General features: G+C 68.6%; 18 protein-coding genes. 8 read left to right on the top strand and 10 right to left on the bottom strand.

Annotated elements, in window-relative coordinates:
- Positions 1 to 4: 4 nt before the first annotated feature.
- Together PIGHUM_RS02880 and PIGHUM_RS02875 are read right to left on the bottom strand one after the other, a co-directional pair.
- Positions 5 to 349 (bottom strand): protein tyrosine phosphatase family protein, encoded by a 345-nt coding sequence (locus tag PIGHUM_RS02880; RefSeq protein WP_124077760.1) that lies wholly within the window; start codon positions 347 to 349, stop codon positions 5 to 7.
- Between the two features lie 35 nt (positions 350 to 384).
- On the bottom strand, positions 385 to 1356 hold the full coding sequence (locus PIGHUM_RS02875) for a LysR family transcriptional regulator (protein ID WP_124077759.1): 972 nt from the start codon (positions 1354 to 1356) through the stop codon (positions 385 to 387).
- A 121-nt stretch (positions 1357 to 1477) separates the two neighbouring features.
- Here PIGHUM_RS02875 and PIGHUM_RS02870 point away from each other — a divergent pair, with 121 nt between their 5' ends.
- Positions 1478 to 3163 carry an amidohydrolase gene (locus PIGHUM_RS02870; protein WP_160142126.1) on the top strand — a complete coding sequence of 562 codons (1686 nt, stop codon included), beginning with the start codon at positions 1478 to 1480 and terminating at the stop codon, positions 3161 to 3163.
- On the top strand, positions 3160 to 4146 hold the full coding sequence (locus PIGHUM_RS02865) for a Bug family tripartite tricarboxylate transporter substrate binding protein (protein ID WP_124077757.1): 987 nt from the start codon (positions 3160 to 3162) through the stop codon (positions 4144 to 4146). The genes PIGHUM_RS02870 and PIGHUM_RS02865 overlap by 4 nt, the downstream gene beginning before the upstream one ends.
- 42 nt (positions 4147 to 4188) lie before the next feature.
- Here the strand turns inward: PIGHUM_RS02865 and PIGHUM_RS02860 are convergent, their stop codons facing one another.
- Positions 4189 to 5535 carry a carbohydrate porin gene (locus PIGHUM_RS02860; RefSeq protein WP_124077756.1) on the bottom strand — a complete coding sequence of 449 codons (1347 nt, stop codon included), beginning with the start codon at positions 5533 to 5535 and terminating at the stop codon, positions 4189 to 4191.
- A 114-nt stretch (positions 5536 to 5649) separates the two neighbouring features.
- Here PIGHUM_RS02860 and PIGHUM_RS02855 point away from each other — a divergent pair, with 114 nt between their 5' ends.
- Together PIGHUM_RS02855 and PIGHUM_RS02850 are read left to right on the top strand one after the other, a co-directional pair.
- Positions 5650 to 6249, top strand: a complete 600-nt coding sequence (locus PIGHUM_RS02855; protein WP_124077755.1) for a UbiX family flavin prenyltransferase — start codon at positions 5650 to 5652, stop codon at positions 6247 to 6249.
- Positions 6250 to 6374: 125 nt separating this feature from the next.
- On the top strand, positions 6375 to 6806 hold the full coding sequence (locus PIGHUM_RS02850) for an organic hydroperoxide resistance protein (protein WP_124077754.1): 432 nt from the start codon (positions 6375 to 6377) through the stop codon (positions 6804 to 6806).
- Position 6807: 1 nt separating this feature from the next.
- Here PIGHUM_RS02850 and pobA read toward each other — a convergent pair whose 3' ends face one another.
- Positions 6808 to 7983, bottom strand: coding sequence for a 4-hydroxybenzoate 3-monooxygenase (pobA, locus tag PIGHUM_RS02845; RefSeq protein WP_124077753.1), 1176 nt, complete (start codon positions 7981 to 7983; stop codon positions 6808 to 6810).
- A gap of 122 nt (positions 7984 to 8105) precedes the next feature.
- Between pobA and PIGHUM_RS02840 the strand changes: the two genes are divergently transcribed.
- Positions 8106 to 9008 (top strand): helix-turn-helix domain-containing protein, encoded by a 903-nt coding sequence (locus PIGHUM_RS02840; RefSeq protein ID WP_160142125.1) that lies wholly within the window; start codon positions 8106 to 8108, stop codon positions 9006 to 9008.
- Between the two features lie 169 nt (positions 9009 to 9177).
- On the top strand, positions 9178 to 10554 hold the full coding sequence (locus PIGHUM_RS02835; protein WP_124077751.1) for an APC family permease: 1377 nt from the start codon (positions 9178 to 9180) through the stop codon (positions 10552 to 10554).
- 45 nt (positions 10555 to 10599) lie between these two features.
- On the opposite strand, the gene recQ is transcribed toward PIGHUM_RS02835, so the two are convergent.
- The 4 genes from recQ to PIGHUM_RS02815 form a co-directional block, all read right to left on the bottom strand.
- The gene (recQ, locus tag PIGHUM_RS02830) at positions 10600 to 12414 is read right to left on the bottom strand and encodes a DNA helicase RecQ (protein ID WP_124077750.1); all 1815 of its coding nucleotides are present in this window, start codon (positions 12412 to 12414) and stop codon (positions 10600 to 10602) included.
- Complete coding sequence (metC, locus tag PIGHUM_RS02825) at positions 12407 to 13591, bottom strand: cystathionine beta-lyase (RefSeq protein WP_124077749.1); 1185 nt, start codon at positions 13589 to 13591, stop codon at positions 12407 to 12409. The genes recQ and metC overlap by 8 nt, the downstream gene beginning before the upstream one ends.
- Positions 13592 to 13663: 72 nt before the next feature.
- Complete coding sequence (locus tag PIGHUM_RS02820; RefSeq protein WP_160142124.1) at positions 13664 to 14647, bottom strand: tripartite tricarboxylate transporter substrate binding protein; 984 nt, start codon at positions 14645 to 14647, stop codon at positions 13664 to 13666.
- Positions 14648 to 14718: 71 nt separating this feature from the next.
- Entirely contained in the window at positions 14719 to 16005 is a 1287-nt protein-coding gene (locus PIGHUM_RS02815) for an amidase (protein ID WP_124077747.1), read from the bottom strand.
- A 205-nt stretch (positions 16006 to 16210) separates the two neighbouring features.
- On the opposite strand from PIGHUM_RS02815, the gene PIGHUM_RS02810 reads away from it, so the two are divergent.
- On the top strand, positions 16211 to 16957 hold the full coding sequence (locus tag PIGHUM_RS02810) for an IclR family transcriptional regulator (RefSeq protein WP_124077746.1): 747 nt from the start codon (positions 16211 to 16213) through the stop codon (positions 16955 to 16957).
- Positions 16958 to 17008: 51 nt separating this feature from the next.
- Here the strand turns inward: PIGHUM_RS02810 and PIGHUM_RS02805 are convergent, their stop codons facing one another.
- Positions 17009 to 18166, bottom strand: a complete 1158-nt coding sequence (locus PIGHUM_RS02805; RefSeq protein ID WP_124077745.1) for an acyl-CoA dehydrogenase family protein — start codon at positions 18164 to 18166, stop codon at positions 17009 to 17011.
- Positions 18167 to 18299: 133 nt separating this feature from the next.
- Between PIGHUM_RS02805 and PIGHUM_RS02800 the strand changes: the two genes are divergently transcribed.
- Positions 18300 to 19121 carry an IclR family transcriptional regulator gene (locus PIGHUM_RS02800; protein ID WP_160142123.1) on the top strand — a complete coding sequence of 274 codons (822 nt, stop codon included), beginning with the start codon at positions 18300 to 18302 and terminating at the stop codon, positions 19119 to 19121.
- A 19-nt stretch (positions 19122 to 19140) separates the two neighbouring features.
- Here the strand turns inward: PIGHUM_RS02800 and PIGHUM_RS02795 are convergent.
- Positions 19141 to 19973, bottom strand: an 833-nt coding sequence (locus tag PIGHUM_RS02795) for a Bug family tripartite tricarboxylate transporter substrate binding protein (protein ID WP_222929202.1), incomplete at its 5' end; no start/stop codon positions are given.

Raw genomic sequence — 19973 nt, 5'->3', positions numbered from 1 at the left:
TCGATCAGTTGGCGCTTTGCTGGGCGAGCATGAACAGTTTGCTGGAGCGCGCGCCGCTGCGGCAGAACGCCAGAACGGGCTGGGGCAGCTCCTCGAGCTGGGCAGCCAGGGCCGCCACGTCCGCGGGCTGGATGTTGGCGCCCACGACGGGCTGGTAGACGTAGCGCAGCCCGGCTGCCTCGGCCGCGGCGCGCATCTGCTCGCTGGAAGGCTGGGCCGGTCCGCCCTCGAAATCGGGACGGTTGTTGATCACGCTCTTGAAACCCGCGGCGGCCACGGCCGCCATGTCTTCGGGCGCCAGTTGGGGCGCGACGGCGAACTGCTCGGTAAGGGAAGTGAACGCTGACATGCTGTACTCCGGTAAGGATCGATCCTGCTCGAATCCTACCCTGCCGCCGCGCGCCGGACAAACGAACCGCGGGGAGACGCGCGGCGGCGCGGCGTGCCTTCGGGCAAACGGTCCGCAAGCTGTGCCGACATGGCCCGCGCGACTTCGATGAAGGATTCGGCGGCGGCAGACGGCGAGCGGAAACGGTCGCGGATCATGACGATTTCCGAGCGCACCTCGGGCTCTTCCAATCGCCGCGCCACGGCGCTGCCGCCGCCCGGCAGCAGGGCGCCGTACGGCGGCAGGACGGCGGCGCCGAAACCTGCCTCCACCAGGCTGATCACCGTGCCCAACTGGGCCGCCTCGACGGCGATGTCGGGCTGCAACCCCAGGCGCGCGAAACTGCGGTCCAGCGACAGCCGGAACGTATTCTCGGGGGTGAGCGTGACCAGCGGGACGCCGGCGATATCCGCCCATTTCAGGCTGCGCCGCCGGGCGAGCGGATGGGCTGCCGGGAGCAGCGCCATCAACGGCCCTTCGAGCAGGGGTTCGACCAGGTACTCGCCGTGGTCTTCGGGCAGCGCCCCGATGCCGAGGTCGATCTCGGCGCCGGCGATGCCGGCGGGGATGGCTTCGGAGGGAATATCGCGCAGCGTCAACGCGATGTGCGGATAGGCCTGGCGAAACCGCGCCGCCATGCCGATGACCAGGCGCGACATGAGCAGGGGCGGCGCGGCCACGGTAACGTGGCCATGCTGGCGGCTGGCCAGACCGCGCACATTGCCGACGGCGGTGGACAGATCCGCCAGCAGCCTGGCGGCAGGACCGCGGAATTCCCGTCCCGCCTCGGTCAGGCTGACCTGGCGGGTGCTGCGGTCAAACAGGCGGCAGTCCAGGCTCTGCTCCAGCTCGCGGACCAGGATGCTCAGGCCGGACTGCGAGATGTGGATGCGCTGGGCCGCCTTGCTGAAATTGCCTTCATTGCATACCGCCACGAAGGCCTCGAGCTGGCGCAGGGAAATCGGCATCGGCGCCCGCCCCTTTCCATGTATTGATATTCGATATGAATCTATATGAATATTTCAATTTTTACAATCATTCCCCTCTGCTAGATTTGCCGGACCGCTGACCTCCAGGAGCTTTTCGGCCGTGCCGCCCTCTCTCGTTCTCCATCGGGGCAGGATCATCACCTGCGACGACCGCGGCAGCGTGGCGAGCGCTCTGCTCGTCCGCGGCCGCCACATCGCCGCGGTCGGCAGCGACGCGGACGTGCTCGCCGCCGCCGAGCCCCACGCCAGGCGCGTGGACCTGGGCGGCAAGGCGGTCGTCCCGGGCCTGACGGACGGCCACGCCCACCTCGACCGCGAAGGGCTGCGCCGGCACCTGCCGAGCCTGGCCGGCGCGCGCACGCGCGGCGACGTGCTCGACCTGATCGCCGCCGAGGCCGCCAAGGCGCCGCCGGGCACCTGGATCGTGACCCAACCCATCGGCGAGCCGCCCGAATACCCCGAGCCCGAAGACCCGCTCGCCGGCGGCCTCTACCCCGACCGCGACGACCTGGACCGCGTCAGCCCGCGCCACCCGGTTTATATCCGCGCCATCTGGGGCTACTGGCGCAACCGCATGCCGCTGGTCTCGGTCGCCAACAGCCTGGCGCTGGCCCGGGCCGGCATCACGCCGGACACGGCATCGCCGTCGCCCGACGTGCGCATCGAACGCGATGCCGGCGGACGCCCCACCGGCCGCTTCATCGAACGCACGCTGGTGCCCATCGTCGAGCACACGCTGATGCGCGCCGCGCCCGGCTTCACCGCCGAGCAGCGCGCCGCCGGCCTGCGTCATGCCATGGCCGAGTACAACCGCTACGGCACCACCGCGGTGTTCGAAGGCCACGGCGTGGCCGACGAGGTCATCCAGGCCTATGAAACGGTGCGCCGGCAGCAGGCCGCGACGGTGCGCGCCACGCTGGTGCTGAGTCCCTACTGGGGTCCGCGCGGCAGCGGCGAGGCCCTGGAACTGCTGCGCGAGTGGCGCGCCTGGCTGGCGGGCAAGGGGCGCGGCGACGAACTGCTGCGCGTGCAGGGCTGCTACGCCGAGATCGACGCCGATCCGCTCAACAATACCTTGCGCGCGGCCAACCATCCCTGCACCGGCTGGGCCGGCTTCCAGGCCGGCGCGGCGCTGCCCGAAGACATCCTGGCGCCGCTGCTGGCGGAAGCGGCGGCAGCGGGCATCCGCGTGGCCGGGATCTGGCCCAACCTGCTGCCGCTGTTCGAAGCGGCCCATCGCCGCCATCCCATCGACGGCCTGCGCTGGGTGCTGGGGCACCAGCCGGTCCTGGATGCCGACACGATCGCGCGCGTGCGCGAACTGGGCCTGGTGCTGACCACGCACACCAACCGCCACATCTACAAGGACGGCGATCTCTGGACGCAGCGCCGCGGCCCGCAAGGACAGGACGACATCGTGCCGCTGCGCCGCCTGCTCGATGCCGGCGTGCCGGTCGCCTTCGGCAGCGACAACCTGCCGGTGTCCCTGTTCGGCCCGATCTGGCATGCCGTCGCGCGGCAGAGCCGCCACGGCAATCCGGTCGCGCCGTCGCAGGCGATCAGCCGCCAGGAAGCGCTGGCCATCGCCACGCGCGGCGGCGCCTGGCTGACCGGCGACGAAACGCTGCGCGGCTCGCTCGAACCCGGCAAGCTGGCCGACCTGGCCGTGCTCGATGCCGATCCTCTCACTTGCGACAACGCCGAACTCCCCACCCTGCATGCCCTGATGACGGTGGTCGATGGCCACATCGTCGCCTCTTCATCCCACTCGGAGATTGCCCCATGACACTCGTCCCGCTCTTGCGCAGCACGCTGCCGGCCTGCCTGGCCGCCGCCTGCCTGCACGCCCCGGCCGCCGCTGCCACCGACGCCTGGCCGGCGCGGCCGATACGCGTGGTCGTTCCCTACGCGCCCGGCAACACCGGCGACATCACGCTGCGCTTCGTGCAGCTGCAACTGGAAAAGCAGTTCGGCGTACGCATCCTGATCGACAACAAGAGCGGCGCTTCGGGCAACATCGGCGCCGACGAAGTCGTGCGCGCCGCGCCGGACGGCTACACCTTCCTGCTCGGCGCCACCAACAACTTCGTCACCAATCAGTATTTGTTCAAAGGCATGCGCTTCGACCCGGTCGCGGACCTGGTTCCCGTCTCGCTGCTGAGCAACGGCCCCTCGGTGCTGGTGGTCAACGGCGCCTCGGAGATCCGCACGCTGGCCGACCTCACGGCCGAGGCGAAGAAAAACCCCGGCAAGCTGAACTTCGGCTCTCCCGGCAACGGCACGCCGCCGCACCTGGCGGCCGAACTGTACAGCCAGCTGGCCGACGTCCAGCTCACGCACGTTCCCTACCGCGGTTCGCCGCCGGCCGTGCAGGCGCTGATGGCCGGCGAGATCCAGCTCTACGTCACCGCGCTCAGCTCGGTGGCCGGCCACGTGGCCGGCGGCAAACTGCGCGCCGTCGCCGTCGCCGACAAGGAAAGGCTGGCCATCCTGCCGTCGGTCCCGACCACCGCCGAACAAGGCCTGCCCGGGCTGGTCACCGGCAACTGGTGGGGCCTGGCCGCGCCGGTCGGCACCGATCCGCAGATCATCGACAAATTCTCCAAGGCTCTGCACGCCGTGCTGCAGGACCCCGCGGTGCGCAAGCAATACACCGACATAGGCGTGACGCCGATAGGCAGCACCCCCGCCGAATTCGCCGCGCGCATCAAACAAGAGGCTCAAGCCTGGAAGGCGGTAATCGAAAAGGCGAACATCCAGCCTGAGTAAACGGGCCGCGCGGCCGCTCGCGGGGGGATGGAAAACCTCCGCTCAGAACGCCGCGTGCACCCGCATCGAGAACACCTTGGCCGGTCCGCGGTCGCGGTTGTAGCCGGGATTGCGGATGTACTGGGCATCGGCCGTTACCCAGAGGAATCGCGCCGCCTGCCAGCTATAGTAGGTCTCGGCGATGCGCTCGGTTCCATAGTCGAGCCTGCCGTCGCCCAGGAACGCGCCCAGGCCCCCCCGGGCCAGGTACTGCCGGTGCGCGGCGCTCAGCGCATTGACCGCCACCGCCAGGCCCGCCGTATCGCCCGCGCGTCCCCACGCGGCGCCGTCCACGACGATCCCGCCCGACACCCCGCGGTCGATTTCCGTGAACGCGTAGGTCTCGGTCTTGCCGTCCGCGGCGCTGGCCCGCGCGAACACCGTCACGGCGTCCCCCAGCTTCTGCTCCACGCTCACGCCCAGCCCGACCTTGGCGTGCTCGCGGCGAACCGCCGCCAGGTCGGGAGCGCCGCCCTGCGCGGCCGCCAGGGCCACGGCATCGTCGAAACTACCCATGCGGGCCTTGTTGCGGAAGGCCAGCACGCGCAGCGTGCCGGGACGGCCCCAGGCCGTGTAGGATTTTTCCAGCTCGACCTGGTCGCCGTAATGGCGCCCGATCCGCGTATCCAGCGGCAGGCCGTTGGATTCCTTGGGCTGCATGAACCGGCCCGCCCGCACCGCCCAGCCATCGTCTATGTACTCCAGCGCGACGCCCCAGGTATAGCCGCGCGCATCGGCCGCGTAATCGTAGCTTCCGTGCGTGAGAAAGGCCCAGTTCATGAACTGGGTGCGCGGATCGTGGCTAACCGACACGCCGTCGAACACGTCGAGCACCGAGAAATTGCCGGCCGTCAGCACGATGCGGCGCTTGTCGGTGAAACCGCCGAGCTGGTCCATGTCGGATTCGACGGCCTCGCGGCCTCCGCCCAGGCCCCAGGTCTGGCGCAGGAACGCCTTCGCGCGGTAGTAGGTCATGTCCGAACCGGCCGTCTTGGCCAATTCACCGTTGGTCAGCCCGCCCAGCCCGTGCAGGTCGGAGAACGTGGCGCCGCGCGCGCCTTCGCCGCCCAGGTGGACTTCCGCGCCTTCCCACAGCCGCGCGCCGACGTCCACGGTGGCCGTGAACGAATAGCTCGAGGCGCTGCCGCCTCCGAGCGAATTGGGCCCCTCGTAGGGCGAACGCATCGAGGCCTTGCGCTGCCAGACGTAGGTGGACTGGCCGTGCACGGCGAACGATTCGACCGGGTCTTCAGGGGTTTGCGCATGCGCCGGCAGCCAGGCAAGACAGGCGGCCAGCAATGACGGCATGCCCTTGCGCAGGAGGGCATCCACGACGCGTATTCTTTTCATTCTCGACAGCCAGACAGCCAACGTACAATCCTGGCACAACCGCGTGACACCGCCGTGACGCACTCCGCCGCGAACGGAAGCCGGCCACGCACGACAACGACTCCAGGAGCATGCATGAATTCCCAGCAGGCAGACCCGCCCCGCCAACGGCTGATCGTCGCCATCACTGGCGCGACCGGATCCATCTACGGACTGCGCCTGCTCGAAGCCTTGCGCGAACTACCCGACTGGGAAAGCCACCTCGTGGTTTCCGAGGCTGGCGTACTCAATACCATGCATGAGCACGGGCTGGGGCGCAAGGACTTGGCGCGCCTGGCCGACGTGGTGTATCACCCCGGCGACGTCGGCGCCACGATCGCCAGCGGCTCGTTCCTCACCGCCGGCATGGTCATCGCCCCGACCTCGATGAAGACCCTCGCGGCCGTGGCCCACGCCTATGCCGACAACCTAATCACCCGCGCCGCCGACGTCGTGCTCAAGGAGCGCCGCCGCCTGGTCCTGCTGACGCGCGAGACCCCGCTCAACCTCGCCCACCTGCGCAACATGACCGCCGTGACCGAAATGGGCGGCATCATCTTCCCGCCGGTGCCGGCATTCTACGCGGGCGGCACGAGCGTGGACGACCTGGTCAACCACACGGTGCTGCGCACGCTGGATTTGTTCGGCATCCATTCCGATCGGCTCAAGCGCTGGAAAGGGCTGGGCGGGCGCTGAGCGGCGTGTCCGGCCGTACCCGCCTGAAACAAGCTGTGTGCGCAGGGGGCGCCCGCGTTGACACCGCCGGCCGGGCGACATAGATTTTCCGGACAACCCTTTCAGATTCAGACAAGGAGTCCGCCATGCCCGTAGACGCGAAGTACAAGACCACGGCCACCGCCAGCGGCGGCGGCCGCGACGGCAAGACCGCCCTGGCCGACGGCACGATGTCGCTGCAGCTGGTCGTTCCCAAGGAACTCGGCGGCCCCGGCGGCGACGGCGCCAATCCCGAGAAGCTGTTCGCGCTGGGCTATTCCGCCTGCTTCCTCGGCGCCATGCGCGTTGCGTCCACCCAGACCAAGATCCCGGTTCCCGAAGGCACGACCGTCACCGCCACCATAGGCATCGGCCCCCGTTCGGAAGGCGGTTTCGGCATCACCGCCGAACTCGATGCATACCTGCCCGGCCTGGCCCAGCCCGAAGCCGCCAAGCTGATAGAGGCCACGCACAACATCTGCCCGTACTCGAACGCGATCAAGGCCAGCGTGGACGTCAAGACCACCACGCGCAGCTGATTCAAGCCTCGAACGGTAAACCCACGTAGTTTTCGGCGAGCGAGGCGGAAGCGGCCTGCGACCCCACCAGATAGGCCAGGTCCGCGTGCTGGATCTTCTGGCCGAACTCGCCCTCTTCCGGAAACTTGTGCAGCAGCATGGTCATCCACCATGAGAAGCGCACGGCTTTCCACACCCGCTCCAGGCAGCGCGCCGAATACGTCTCTATGCCCTGCCGGTCGCCGCCGTAGTAGCGGATGAGCGCATCCGAGAGATAGCGCACGTCCGACACCGCCAGGTTCAGCCCCTTGGCGCCGGTGGGCGGCACGATGTGGGCCGCGTCGCCCGCCAGGAACAGGCGTCCGAAGCGCATGGGCTCGGCCACAAAACTGCGCAGCGGCGCGATGCTTTTTTCGATGGACGGGCCGGTCACCAGCGTGTCGGCGGCCCGTTCGTCCAGGCGGCTGCGCAATTCGTCCCAGAAGCGCTGGTCGGACCACGCCTCGACCTTGTCTTCAAGTGAGCATTGCACGTAGTAGCGGCTGCGCGTGGGCGAACGCATGCTGCACAGCGCGAAACCGCGCACGTGGTTGGAATAGATCAGCTCGTCGGAAACCGGCGGCGTGTCCGACAGGATGCCCAGCCAGCCGAAGGGGTAGATCTTCTCGCAGGTCTGGATGGCCGAGGCCGGGACGCTGGCGCGGCTCACGCCGTGGAAGCCGTCGCAGCCGGCGATGAAATCGCAATCGATGACGTGCTCGGCGCCGTCCTTGCGGTAGGTCACGCGCGGACGGTCGGTGTCGAAGTCGTGGATGCGGACGTCCTCGGCCTCGTAGATCGACGCATAGCCGGCGGCTTCCCGCGCATCCATGAGGTCGTGCGTGACCTCGGTCTGGCCGTAGACCATGACGGTCTTGCCGCCGGAAAGATGCTTGAGATCGATGCGATGGCGCTGGCCGTCGAAGCACAGCTCTATGCCTTCGTGCACCAGGCCCTGCTCGTGCATGCGCCGGCCCGCGCCGAGCTGGTCCAGGATGTCGACCGTGCCCTGCTCGAGCACGCCGGCGCGTATGCGCCCCAGCACGTATTCCTTGCTGCGCTGCTCGACGATGACCGTCTCGATCCCCGCGCGGGCGAGTATCTGGCCCAGGAACAGGCCGGCAGGCCCGGATCCGACGATTGCGACTTGGACCCTCATGGCGCGTCTCCGCTGTTCGTTCCGATGGCATCGATGTTACGAGCCGCCGGCCGCCGGCAGGAATAGACGGAGCCGACATTTGCATGGACAATCGGAACATTCCAGGCAGCGCTCCCCACCCCATGAAAACCCTCGTCCCCACCTATGCCCTCTACGGCGAGCATGGCCAGGGCCTCGTCCCCGAAAGCCTGCACTGCGAATCGATCCCGCAGCGCAGCAGCCTGTACGGCTGGGAGATCAAGCTGCACCGCCACGACCTGTTCGTGCAAATTCTGTACATACGCTCCGGCGAAGTCCGGATCCAGTTCGACGACCGCCGGCTGGAGGCCCGCGGCCCCTGCGCGCTCTTCGTGCCGGCGCTGCACGCACACGGCTTTCGCTTCTCGGAAGACATAGACGGCGCCGTCATCACCATCGTGACCCAGCAAATGGAAAAACTGCTGGCGCCCCATGCCGACCTGCTCGCCCATTTCCAGGCGCCCGCGCTCGCCGTGTTCGAAAGCGACGAGCATGGCCGCCGGTCCTTCTCGCTGGCCGTCGAACTGCTGCTGGCCGAATACGCCGACACGCAGCACTGGCGCCTGCCCCTGCTCGAATCGATGCTGGCCACGGTGCTCGCCCTGCTGGCGCGCAAGATCGCCACCCAGGCGAGCCAGGCCCCCGGCCGCCGCACGCCGCGCGCCGCCGCCCACCTGCACCGCTTCCGCACGCTGCTGAACCGGCACTTCCGCGAACAGCGCGACATCGCCCACTACGCAGGCCGGCTGGGCATTACCGCCACCCAGTTGAACCGCATCTGCCGCGAGGAACTGGGCCTGTCGGCGCTGGGCGTGATCAACGGCAGGCTGCTGGCCGAGGCCCGCCGCGACCTGGCCTATTCCTCGCTGAGCGTCAAAGAGATCGCCCTGACGCTGGGTTTCTCCGATCCCGGCTATTTCTCGCGCTTCTTCGCCAAGCACGCCGGCATGTCGCCCAGCGGTTTCCGCATCCTGGTGCGCAACCAGCTCGACCGCCAACGCGCCTGACGCGCACGCTACGCGCGGCACTTGACCGGCGGCCGGCCGCCCCGGTACCTTTCTTCAGCATTCTGTAAGCACCGCATCCATGCCGGCGCTCATTTCCCAGGCCTCGCCTGCGGATGGGCGGCGCACGGCCCGCCATTCCCGCTCTTCCACGCCGAGGACTTCCCCCGCCATGAGCAACGCGCTTCCAGCTTCCGCCACGCCCCGCCCCGCAGCGCCCGCCGCCCAGGCGCGTCCGGCCGCATTGCTCGGCACGATGGACGTCATGGCGCTGGTAGTAGGCATCGTGATCGGCGCCGGCATCTTCAGCGCGCCCGCGCTGGTCGCCGCCCACGCGGGCAGCCCGGAGACGATGATGCTGGCCTGGGCGCTGGGCGGCGTGCTGTCCATCGCCGGCGCGCTCTGCTATGCGGAACTGGCCAGCACCTATCCCCACGCGGGCGGCGACTACCACTACCTGCGCCGCGCCTTCGGCGTGCGCCTGGCCTTCCTGTTCGCCTGGGCGCGGCTGACCGTCATTCCCACCGGTTCGATCGCGCTGCTGGGCTACATCTTCGGCGACTACGCCTCGCAGATCTACAGCCTGGGTCCGGCCTCGCCGGCCATCTACGCGACCGCCATCATCCTGGTCCTGACGCTGGTCAACATCGCCGGCCTGCGCACCGGCAAGTGGACGCAGAACCTGCTGACGGTGCTGGAAGTCGGCGGCGTGGTGCTGATCATCGGCGCCGGCCTGCTGCTGGCCCCCGGCGAACCGCCCGCCGCCCCGGCCGCCGCGTCCGGCGGCGCCTCCCATTGGGGCCTGGTGCTGATCTTCGTCATGCTGACCTACGGCGGCTGGAACGAGGCGGCCTACGTCTCCGCCGAAGTCATGGGGCCGAGCCGCAGCCTGCCCCGCGCGCTGGCCTGGAGCCTGGCGCTGATCGCGCTGCTCTACATCCTGGTCAACCTGGCCTACCTGAACGTGCTGGGCCAGCAGGGCATGGCGGACTCTCCCGCCGTGGCGGCCGACATGATGCGCCGCGTGCTGGGCGAACCCGGCGCGCAAATCATCGCGATGCTGATCGCCATCTCCGCCCTCACCTCGGCCAACGCCACCATCCTGACCGGCGCGCGCACCACCTATGCCTTCGGCCAGGACACGCCCGCGTTCTCGCTGCTGGCGCGCTGGCACCCGACCTGGAACACGCCGGTCAACGCCCTGTGGGTGCAGGCGGCCATCTCGCTGGCGCTGGTCGGGCTGGGCGCGCTCACGCGCAGCGGCTTCGCCACCATGGTCGAATACACCGCTCCAGTGTTCTGGCTGTTCTTCGTGCTCAGCGGCCTGGCGCTGTTCGTGCTGCGGCGCAAGGAGCCCGACGTCCCCCGCCCGTTCCGCGTGCCGCTCTATCCGTTCACGCCGCTGCTGTTCGTCGCCACCAGCGCCTACCTGTTCTACGCCAGCCTGCGCCACACCGGCATCGGCGCGCTGGTCGGCGTCGCGGTGCTGGCGCTGGGCCTGGTGTTCATGCTGCTGCAGCCGCGCCATCTGACCCGCCCGGCGCCATGACCATGAACAAGACCGGCCGGTCTCGGGCCGCCCGGCGCGGCGCGCTCAGAACTTGCCGACCCGCTCGAGGATCTCGCTGCCGTAGGCCTCGAGCTTGCGCGCCCCCACGCCGCTGATCTCGCCGAGTTCGCCCAGCGATCCCGGACGCGCCAGCGCGATCTCGCGCAGCGTGGCGTCGTGGAAAATCACGTAGGCCGGCACGCCGTGGCTGCGCGCCACTTCGCCGCGCCAGGCGCGCAGCGCGGTGAACAGCGCTTCGGCCTCGGGCGGCAGCGTGACCGTGGAGCGCGCGCGCGGACTTTCGCGGGTACGCGCGGGCTTGGGCGGTTCGCGCCTGAGCATCAGGGTGCGCTCGCCTTTCAGGACGCTGCGGCTGCCCTCGGTCAGGGCCAGCGTGCCGTAGGCCTCGTGATCCACCGCGATCAGGCTCTGGGCGATCAACTGCCGCACCACGCCGCGCCAGTCTTTGTCGGACAGGTCGGCGCCTATGCCGAACACGCTCAATTCGTCGTGCCGGTACTGCTCGACCTTGTCGTTGCGCTTGCCGCGCAGCACGTCGATGACGTGGCCCGCCCCGAAGCGCTGGCCGCGCTCTTTCCAGAGGCGGTACACCGCCGAGAGCAGCTTCTGCGCGGCCTCGGTGCCGTCCCAGGCCTGCGGCGGCTCTAGGCAGGTATCGCAATTGCCGCAGGGCCCCGATTGTTCGCCGAAATAGCGGAGCAGCCGCACGCGGCGGCACTCCACGGTCTCGCACAGCCCCAGCATGGCTTCGAGCATGGACGCCGAACGCCGCTTGTAGGCCTCGTCGCCGGTGGACTCGTCGATCATCCGGCGCTGCTGCACCACGTCCTGCAGGCCGTAGGCCATCCAGGCCGTCGCCGCCAGGCCGTCGCGCCCGGCGCGGCCGGTTTCCTGGTAATAGCCCTCGACCGATTTGGGCAGGTCGAGGTGGGCGACGAAGCGCACGTCGGGCTTGTCTATGCCCATGCCGAAGGCGATCGTGGCCACCATGACCACGCCGTCCTCGCGCAGGAAGCGCGCCTGGTTGGCCGCGCGCGTGGCGGCGTCCAGGCCCGCGTGATAGGGCATGGCGTCTATGCCCTGCCCGCACAGGAAGTCGGCGGTTTCCTCGACCTTGGCGCGCGACAGGCAGTAGATGATGCCGGAATCGCCCTGGTGCTCCTGCCGAAGCAGCTCGAGCAGCTGGCGGCGCGGGTCGTTCTTCTCGACGATGCGGTAGCGGATGTTGGGGCGGTCGAAACTGGACACGAACTGGCGCGCGCCGTCCAGTCCCAGGCGGTTTGCGATCTCCTGGCGCGTCGCGTGGGTCGCGGTGGCCGTCAGCGCAATGCGCGGCACCTCCGGCCAGCGCTCGTGCAGCGCCGACAGGCCCAGGTACTCGGGCCGGAAATCGTGGCCCCATTGCGAAACGCAGTGGGCCTCGTCGATGGCGAACAGCGCGATGCGGCCGCGCTCGAGCAGCGCCAGGCAGCGATCGGTCAGCAGGCGCTCGGGCGCGACGTAGAGCAGGTCCAGCTCGCCCTCGACGAAGGCGCGCTCGACTTCGCGCACCCGCGCGTAATCCTGGGTGGAGTTGAGGAAAGCGGCGCGCACGCCCAGTTCGGTCAGCGCGTCGACCTGGTCCTGCATCAGCGCGATCAGCGGCGACACCACCACGCCGGTGCCCGGGCGCACCAGCGCCGGCACCTGGTAGCACAAGGATTTGCCGGCGCCCGTGGGCATCAGCACCAGGGCATCGCCGCCTGCTATCACGTGATCGACGACGTCCTGCTGGGAACCGCGGAAATGGTCGTAGCCGAAAACCCGGCGCAGGACTTCCAGCGCGCGCTCATCAGCCATGCGCGGCGGCCTTGTCGCCGTGCAGGCGATCCAGGCCCTGCCGCAGGTCGGCGATCAGGTCGGCCGGGTCTTCCAGGCCGATGTGCAGGCGCACCGCCGGCCCTTCCGGCTGCCAGCGCGTCGCGGTGCGGTACGACGCCGCATGGACCACGGTGATCAGGCTTTCGAAGCCGCCCCAGCTCGAGCCGATGCCGAACAGGCGCAGGCTGTCGACGAAACGCGCCAGCGCCTCGTCGCCGACCGGCTCGAGCACCACCGAGAACAGCCCGGAAGCGCCGCGGAAATCGCGCTTCCAGAGCGCATGGCCCGGATCGCTCTCGAGCGCCGGATACAGCACCCGCGACACCTCGGGCCGGGCCTGCAGCCAGCGCGCGACCTCGAGCCCGTTCCGCTGGTGCTGCTTGAGCCGCACGCCCAGCGTGCGCAAGCCGCGCAAGGCCTGGTAGCAATCGTCGGGGCTGACGCTGTAGCCGTAGTCGTAGACCGCCATGCGCACCGGCTTCCAATAGCGCTCGTTGGTGCAGACCACGCCTATCATCAGGTCGGAATGGCCGCCCAGGTACTTGGTGCCGGCATGGATGGAAATATCGATGCCCAGTTCGAAGGGCGAGGCGAAATACGGCGTGACCCAGGTATTGTCGGCCAGCACCGGGATGTCGCGCGCGTGGGCGGCGGCGGCGATGGCGGGGATGTCCTGCATTTCGAAGGTGAGCGAGCCGGGCGCCTCGCAGAACACCGCGCCGGTGTTGTCGCGCAACAGCTCGGCGATGCCGCCGCCGATCAGGGGATCGTAGTACTCGACGTCGATGCCCATGGCCGCCAGCCGGCGGTCGCAGAAGCCGCGCGTGGGCGAATAGACGGAATCGGATACCAGCAGGTGCTGGCCGGGCTCGAGCACCGCCAGCAGCGCGACCACGATGGCCGACAGGCCGTTGGGCGTGGCGACCGCCTGGTGCGCGCCCTCGAGCCTGGCCACGGCCTCTTCGAAGGCGAACGTGGTAGGTGTGCCGTGGCGGCCGTAGCTGACCGGCTTTTGGGTCAGGTCGCGCGGCGCCTCGTACGATGCGATCGTGGGGTGGATGACGGTAGAGGTACGGAAAACGGGGGTGTTGACCATGCCGGCGTAGGCTTCGGGAGCGCGTCCGGCATGCGCCAACAGCGTATCGGGCTTGGGCATGGCTGTCTCTGGCTGGTTTCGGGCGAGTGCCGATCAAAGCCGATTTTAGCCAACTCGCCCGCCCGTGCCCGGCTACTCCACGCTGATCCGTGATGTTTCTATCACACGCCGCCAGCGCGCGGCATCCTCATCCAGGCGCCGGACCAGGTTGGCCGGGGTATCGAAGGCCGGTTCGATGCCCTGGGCCATCAGCTTGTCCCGGGCCTCCGCGGTGGACATGACGCGCCTGGCCTGCTCGTTCCACTTCTGGATCACGGCCGCCGGGGTGCCCGCCGGCGCGATCAGATTGACCCACAGATTGCTCTCATAGCCGGGCAGGCCGGCTTCGGCCACCGTGGGGACCGCCGGCAGCGCCGCGCTGCGGCGCGCACCGGTCACGGCCAGCGCCTTGAGCTTGCCGGCCTGGATATGCGGCAGCACGGCGCTGATGGGAGAAAACACCACCTGGATCTGGCCGCCGAGCAGGTCGGCCACTGCCGGCGCCGTGCCCCGGTACGGTACGTGCAGCATGTCGATCCCGGCCATGGATTTGAACAGCTCGGCCGACAAGTGATGCAGAGTGCCCGCTCCGGCGGAACCGAACGAAACCTTGCCCGGCCAGCTGCGCGCATACTCGATGAACTGGCTCACGCTGCTCACCGGCAGCGCGCCGCCCACGGTCATCACGATGGGCACGGTCGCCACCGACGCGACCGGCGTGAGCTCCCGCCCGATGTTGAAGGGCAGATTCTTGTACAGCAGCGGCGTGACGGACCAGATTTCATTGGGCAGGATCATCAGCGTGTAGCCGTCGGCCGGCGCCTTGGCGACCGTGCCCATGCCGATCTGCCCGGCCGCCCCCGGCTTGTTCTCGACGATGACGGGCTGCCCCCATTCCTCGGCGGTCTTCGAAGCGAGGTAGCGCGCCAGCACATCGGTGCTGCCTCCCGGCGGGAACGCGTCGACGATGCGCACCGGATGGCTGGGATAGGCCTCGGCCGCGGATGCGGCGGCCGTCATGCAGAACGAGAGCGACACGCACATCGGCGCGAACAGCTTGATGAAAGGATGTTTCACGGTAGTCTCCCCTTGAGAGAAAAGTGCCGGGCTTGCCCCATGGCGTGTCCCGGTCGGGCTCGATGCCTTTTTCAGTCGCCGAACACTTCCGCGCATGCCTGGGCCATGCCCAGCAGCTCGCTGTCCCTGCCCCGCGGCGCCACCAGTTGCACCCCCAGCGGCAAGCCGCGCCGGCCCGTGCCTGCCGGGATGGAGATGCACGGCACATGCAACGCCGTCCACATTGCGTTGAAGATCATGCTGCCTTCGGATTCGGATGCCAGCGGCGCCTCGCCCGGCGCGGGCGGCGTCAGCAGCAGATGCAGCCGCGGTCCGAACAGCGCGTCGAACGCCACCCTGCAGGCGGCGGCGTGGTCCAGCGCACGCAGCAGGTCGCCATGGCCGATGCCGTCGGCGTTCTCGGCCAGGTCGATGAAGCTCCGGTGCAATTGCGGACGATGCGCGAGGTACTCGCACAGAAAGGTGGCCCGCCCCTCGCCGCGCATGATGGTGCGGTGCGCCTCGGTCATGCGCTCGAACGGCTCGGGCAGGTCCAGCTCCTCGACGATGGCGCCGGCATCGGCCAGCCGCCGAGCGGCCGTCAGCAACGCCGACTCGCCGTCGGGTTCGATGTGCGCCCGGTTGGGGCCGCGGCACAGCCCGACGCGCAGGCCGCGCACGCCGTCCGGCCTGCGCGGCGCGTCCGCGGCCAGGCCGAACACGCGCGCCGCCAGCGACAAATCGGCAACCGATCTCGCATACCAGCCTATGGTGTCTAGAGTGGGGGCGAACATCTTGGCGCCCTCGGTGGACACCAGGCCATGGGTGGGCTTGAAGCCGCAGATGCCGTTGTAGGCGGCCGGCCGGATCAGCGACCCGCCGGTCTGCGTCGCCAGGGCCAGCTGCGCCATGCAACTGCCGACGGCCGCCGCCGAACCGGACGACGACGCGCCCGGCGTGTGCAGCACGTTGTGGGGATTTCGGGTGGCGGGCAGGCGGCCGCCCGCCGCGAACTCGGCGGTCTCGGTCTTGCCGAGGATCAGCGCGCCGCTGTGCCGCGCCACCGCGACGCAGGCGGCGTCCTTCGAGGGCCGATGTCCCAGATAGATGGCCGAGTTCTGGGAAGTGGGCATGTCGCGCGTATCGATGACATCCTTCACGCCCCAGGTCGAACCGTGCAGCGCGCTACCGCCCTGCCCGGTATCCAGCTCGCGGGCATTGCGCACCACTTGCGCCGGATCGATGTGCGCCCAGGCCTTGACCTGCGGTTCGCGCCGCGCGACGTGGGCAAGGGTGGATCGCGCCAGCTCTTCGCACGACAGCTGCCTGGCCGCGATCAATTGCGCGGCCTGCGTGGCATCCAGCTCGTAGGGTTCCATCCTCGCACTCCCAGTCGTCCAGGCGTGCGTAGGCTAAGACAGCGGGCTCCTTTGTTCAATCTTGAATCTCGATTCAACCTATGCGGCGCCCATGGCGGCGGGCCGCCCTGCCCCGGTGAAGGACGCAGGCGGCGCCCGCCGGCGTTTCCTCGGGCTGCGGTTCTTTGGAATAATGTCATGAACGGTTCAGAGGAAAGGCGCAGGAATGGAAAAGACGTTGATCAAGGGCCTGGACGTCCTGGAGGCGCTGGCCTTGAGCGAACAGCCGCGCGGGGTCACGGAGCTGGCCGGCGAGCTGGGGCTGACCAAGAGCAACGTCCACAGGCTGCTGCAAACCCTGGTGCATCGAGGGTTTGCCAGACAGGACAGCGAAGCCGAGCGCTACAGCTGCACGCTGCGTCTATGGGAGCTGGGCGCGATGATCGCCGAACGGGTGGAACTGGCCCAGGTGGCGCAGTCGTTCATGCGGGAATTGTCGGAGCAGACCCAGGAAACCATCCACTTGTCCATCCTCGACGGCGCCGAGGTGCTCTACGTGGCCAAGATCGACAGCCCGCAGCCGGTGCGCGCCTACACCAAGGTCGGGGGCCGGGCGCCGGCGCAATGCGTGGCCACCGGCAAGGCCCAGTTGGCCTACGTGCCCGACGAACAGCTGGAACCGCTTTTTCCGCGGCTCGAGAAATACACGCCCCGTTCGCTCTCTTCGCTATCCGCTCTGCGCACGGAACTGGCGAAGGTGCGGACCCAGGGCTATGCGGTCAACCGCGGCGAATGGCGGGAAACGGTCTGCGGGCTGGCCTCCCCGATCTTCGACGCTTCCCGCAAGGTCGTGGCGGCCATCGGCATCTCGGGCCCGATCGACCGGCTCACGCCCGCCGTGCTGCGCGATTTCGCGCCGCGCGTCCAGGCCGGCGCACGCAGCCTGAGCCGGGAGATGGGCTACGCCGGCTGAGCGTCGTCCGCCTCGCGGCACGGCGCTCCCGTGCCGCGAGGCGCATCGGGCTCAGGCGCGAATCGCCTCTAGCCCCGTCAGCTCCCGCCCGTGGATCAAGGATAGGATCTCGTTGGTTCCGTCCGGGATCGGAATCATGCGGATGTCGCGGTAATACTCTTCCAGCCTGGCCTCGCGCGAGAGGCCCATCGCGCCGAGCACGTTCATCGCCTGCCAGACGGCTTCCGTGCAGGCCATTTGCGCATAGCGCTTGGCCATCGCGGAGGTGCCGTCTGCGGGTCCGCCGGCGTCGATGGTCGCCAGGGCGTCGTAGCAAAGCAGCCGGCTGGTGCGGATGGCCGTTTCGATATCCGAGAGGCTCTTCTGAACCAGTTGCCGCGCGCCGATGGGCTTGCCGAACTGGGTGCGGGTGCGGGCATAGTCCAGGGCCGCATCGAACGCCCGCTGCGCCAGGTGCACTGCTTGCAGGCCCAGCAGCGGCCGGTTCACCGCCCAGCTGGACTTCAGGACCTGGGTGCCGCCGCTGCGGGAACGAATCATGTTCTCCATCGGCACGCGGCAGTTGTCGAATACCGCTTCGCCCAGCAGCCCCTGCTGCAGGCCGATCGCGTCGATCTCGCGCGCCTCGAACGGCGACCTGGACCGCTCGACCACCACCTTCACGATGTTCTGCCCGGCGGGGTCCTCGGTGCGATCCAGGCAGGTCACGATGACCAGATCGCATACGGAAATGTTGGTCACCCACATCTTGGCGCCGTTGAGCACGAGCATATCGCCGTCGCGCGTCACTTTGGTCGTGATGCCGCGCGGATCGGAGCCCGTGCCCGGCTCCGTGGAGCCCGTGCACCCGATCAGTTCCCCCGCGATCAGGCCGGGCAGGAAGCGCGCGCGCTGGGCCTCGTCGCACTCCGCGAACAGCCGCGTGATGCAGCCGTCCTGCGACACCAGGGACATGCTGACCGAGGGCGGGATCTGTTCGAACATGATGCCGTAGTCCAGCATCGAGAAGCCCCCGCCTCCCGCCGCCTCGGGCAGGCGCGGCGCCATCAGGCCGAAGTCCGCCAGCTTACGGAAGATGTGGAGGAGTTGTTCTTTGCCGAGGGCCTGGGTGCGGTCGCTGGCCTGCAGCACGGGTTCGATGTCGGCATCGACCATGCGCCGGACGCTGTCCCGCATCATCGACTGTTCAGAGGTCAAGCGAAAGTCCATGGAATCTCCAAGGGAGTGGTGTGGGGCGGGCGACGGCCGCCTGCTTGGATGTATTATTGCGTTGCCACCCAAATGGGTACACTATTTCCATAATGAAACAACCTGGACGGCACGTGCCGATGCGAGGAATGCCATGCCTACCCACCGCGTACTGAAATCCGCGGCCGACACCGCCCCGCGCACGCCCCCCCGGGCGCCCGTGCGCGCCATGCAAGTCGTCGAAGTGCTGGCGGACTCGAAAGAGAGCCTTTCCCTGGCCGCCCTCAGCGCGCATCTCGGGCTTCCCAAGACCAGCCTCATGCATTTGCTGCGTGCGCTCGAGGCGTCCTCTCACGTCGTGCGCACCGAAGCCGGCTACGCGCTCGGCGAAAGAAGCTTCCGGCTTGCCGCCCGGATCGGCGCACGGGACTTCTTCGAAACGGCGGCGCCGCAGATCCTCAGGCAGATCCGCCAGTCCACCCTGGAAACCGTCCTGCTGGCGCGGCTCACCGAAGATAGGCGGTCGGCCGTCTATTTCCTGATCCTCCCCAGCCCGCAGCCGGTGCGTTTCGTGCCGGAAGTGGAAGAGCCGCGGCCGCTGCACGCGACCGCGGCGGGCAAGCTGCTGCTCGCCTGTTCGCCCGAAGACATCAGCGCCGAGATCATTGCCAACCTTCGCCTGGATCGGCACACGCCCAACACCATCGTTTCGAAGGCCGCATTGCGCAAGCATCTGGCCGAGATCCGGACCAACGGCGTCTCGCTGTCCATCGACGAAACGGCCGAGGGCGGCTCGGCCTTGTCCGCCCCCGTCTACGACCAGTCCGGCCGGCTGTACTGCGCCGTCGTCATCGCCACGCCCACCGCGCGCATGAAGGCCAACCAGCGCTTCCTGCGCTCGGTGCTGGTGGACGGCGCCGCGCGCCTGTCGGCGCTCAAAGGCTATATGAACCCGCCCGCCGCGCGCGCCGGCTGACGCGGCGGGCGGCGCATGCCTATTCTGCCTTCAGGCCCAGCTTGCGGACGATAGGCGGCCACCGCTTCAACTCGGCATCGAGGAAGGCGCGGAACTCCTGGGGCGAGCTGGCTTTCAGCTCCATGCCCTCCTCGGCCGAGAATTTCTTCTCCTTGGCCAGGATGCCCAGCACCCGGGCAATCTCCTGCGAAAGCCGGGCCGTCGTCTCCGGCGTCATGCCTTTCGGTCCCGCCATGCCGTACCATTCGACCACCTCGAAGCCGGGCAGGGTTTCCGAAATGGTCGGCACATCGGGCAGGCTCGCGGCGCGGGCCAGGCTGGACACGGCGAGCACGCGCACCCGTCCCGATTTCACGCTGGGATCGATGTTGTTGGTGTTGTGGAAACTGGCGGTGATATGGCCGGCAAGCAGATCCTGCAATGCCGGCGCGCCGCCGCGGTAGGGGATGTGCCGCAACTCGGCGCCGGTGCGTTCGTTGATCAGCACGCCGAGCAGGTGGCCGGCGGTTCCCACGCCGGGCGAACCGTACATCTGGCTTCCCGGCTTGCGCTTGGCGAGTTCCAGGAACTCCGTGAAATTCTTGGCGGGATGCGAGGGATGGACCGCGATGGCGATCGGCATGCGCACCAGCGTCGAGATGGGGGTGAAGTCCTTCTCGGAATCGTAGGGCAGCGAGTCGTGCAGGCCGGGATTGACCGCGTGCGAACTGATAATGACGCCTATGGTATAGCCGTCGGGCGCCGCCTGCGCCAGCGCCGCGGAGCACCTGACGCGCATGAACAAGCCGCGCAGGGAAGTATGGGCAACCACCAAGACAAGTCGAGGAGACAGGCATGAAAAGGTACTGGAAA

The sequence above is a fragment of the Pigmentiphaga humi genome (assembly GCF_900606115.1).
In the GTDB taxonomy this organism is placed as follows: Bacteria; Pseudomonadota; Gammaproteobacteria; order Burkholderiales; family Burkholderiaceae_B; genus Pigmentiphaga; species Pigmentiphaga humi.
This window is presented reverse-complemented; position numbering and strand designations above follow the sequence as displayed.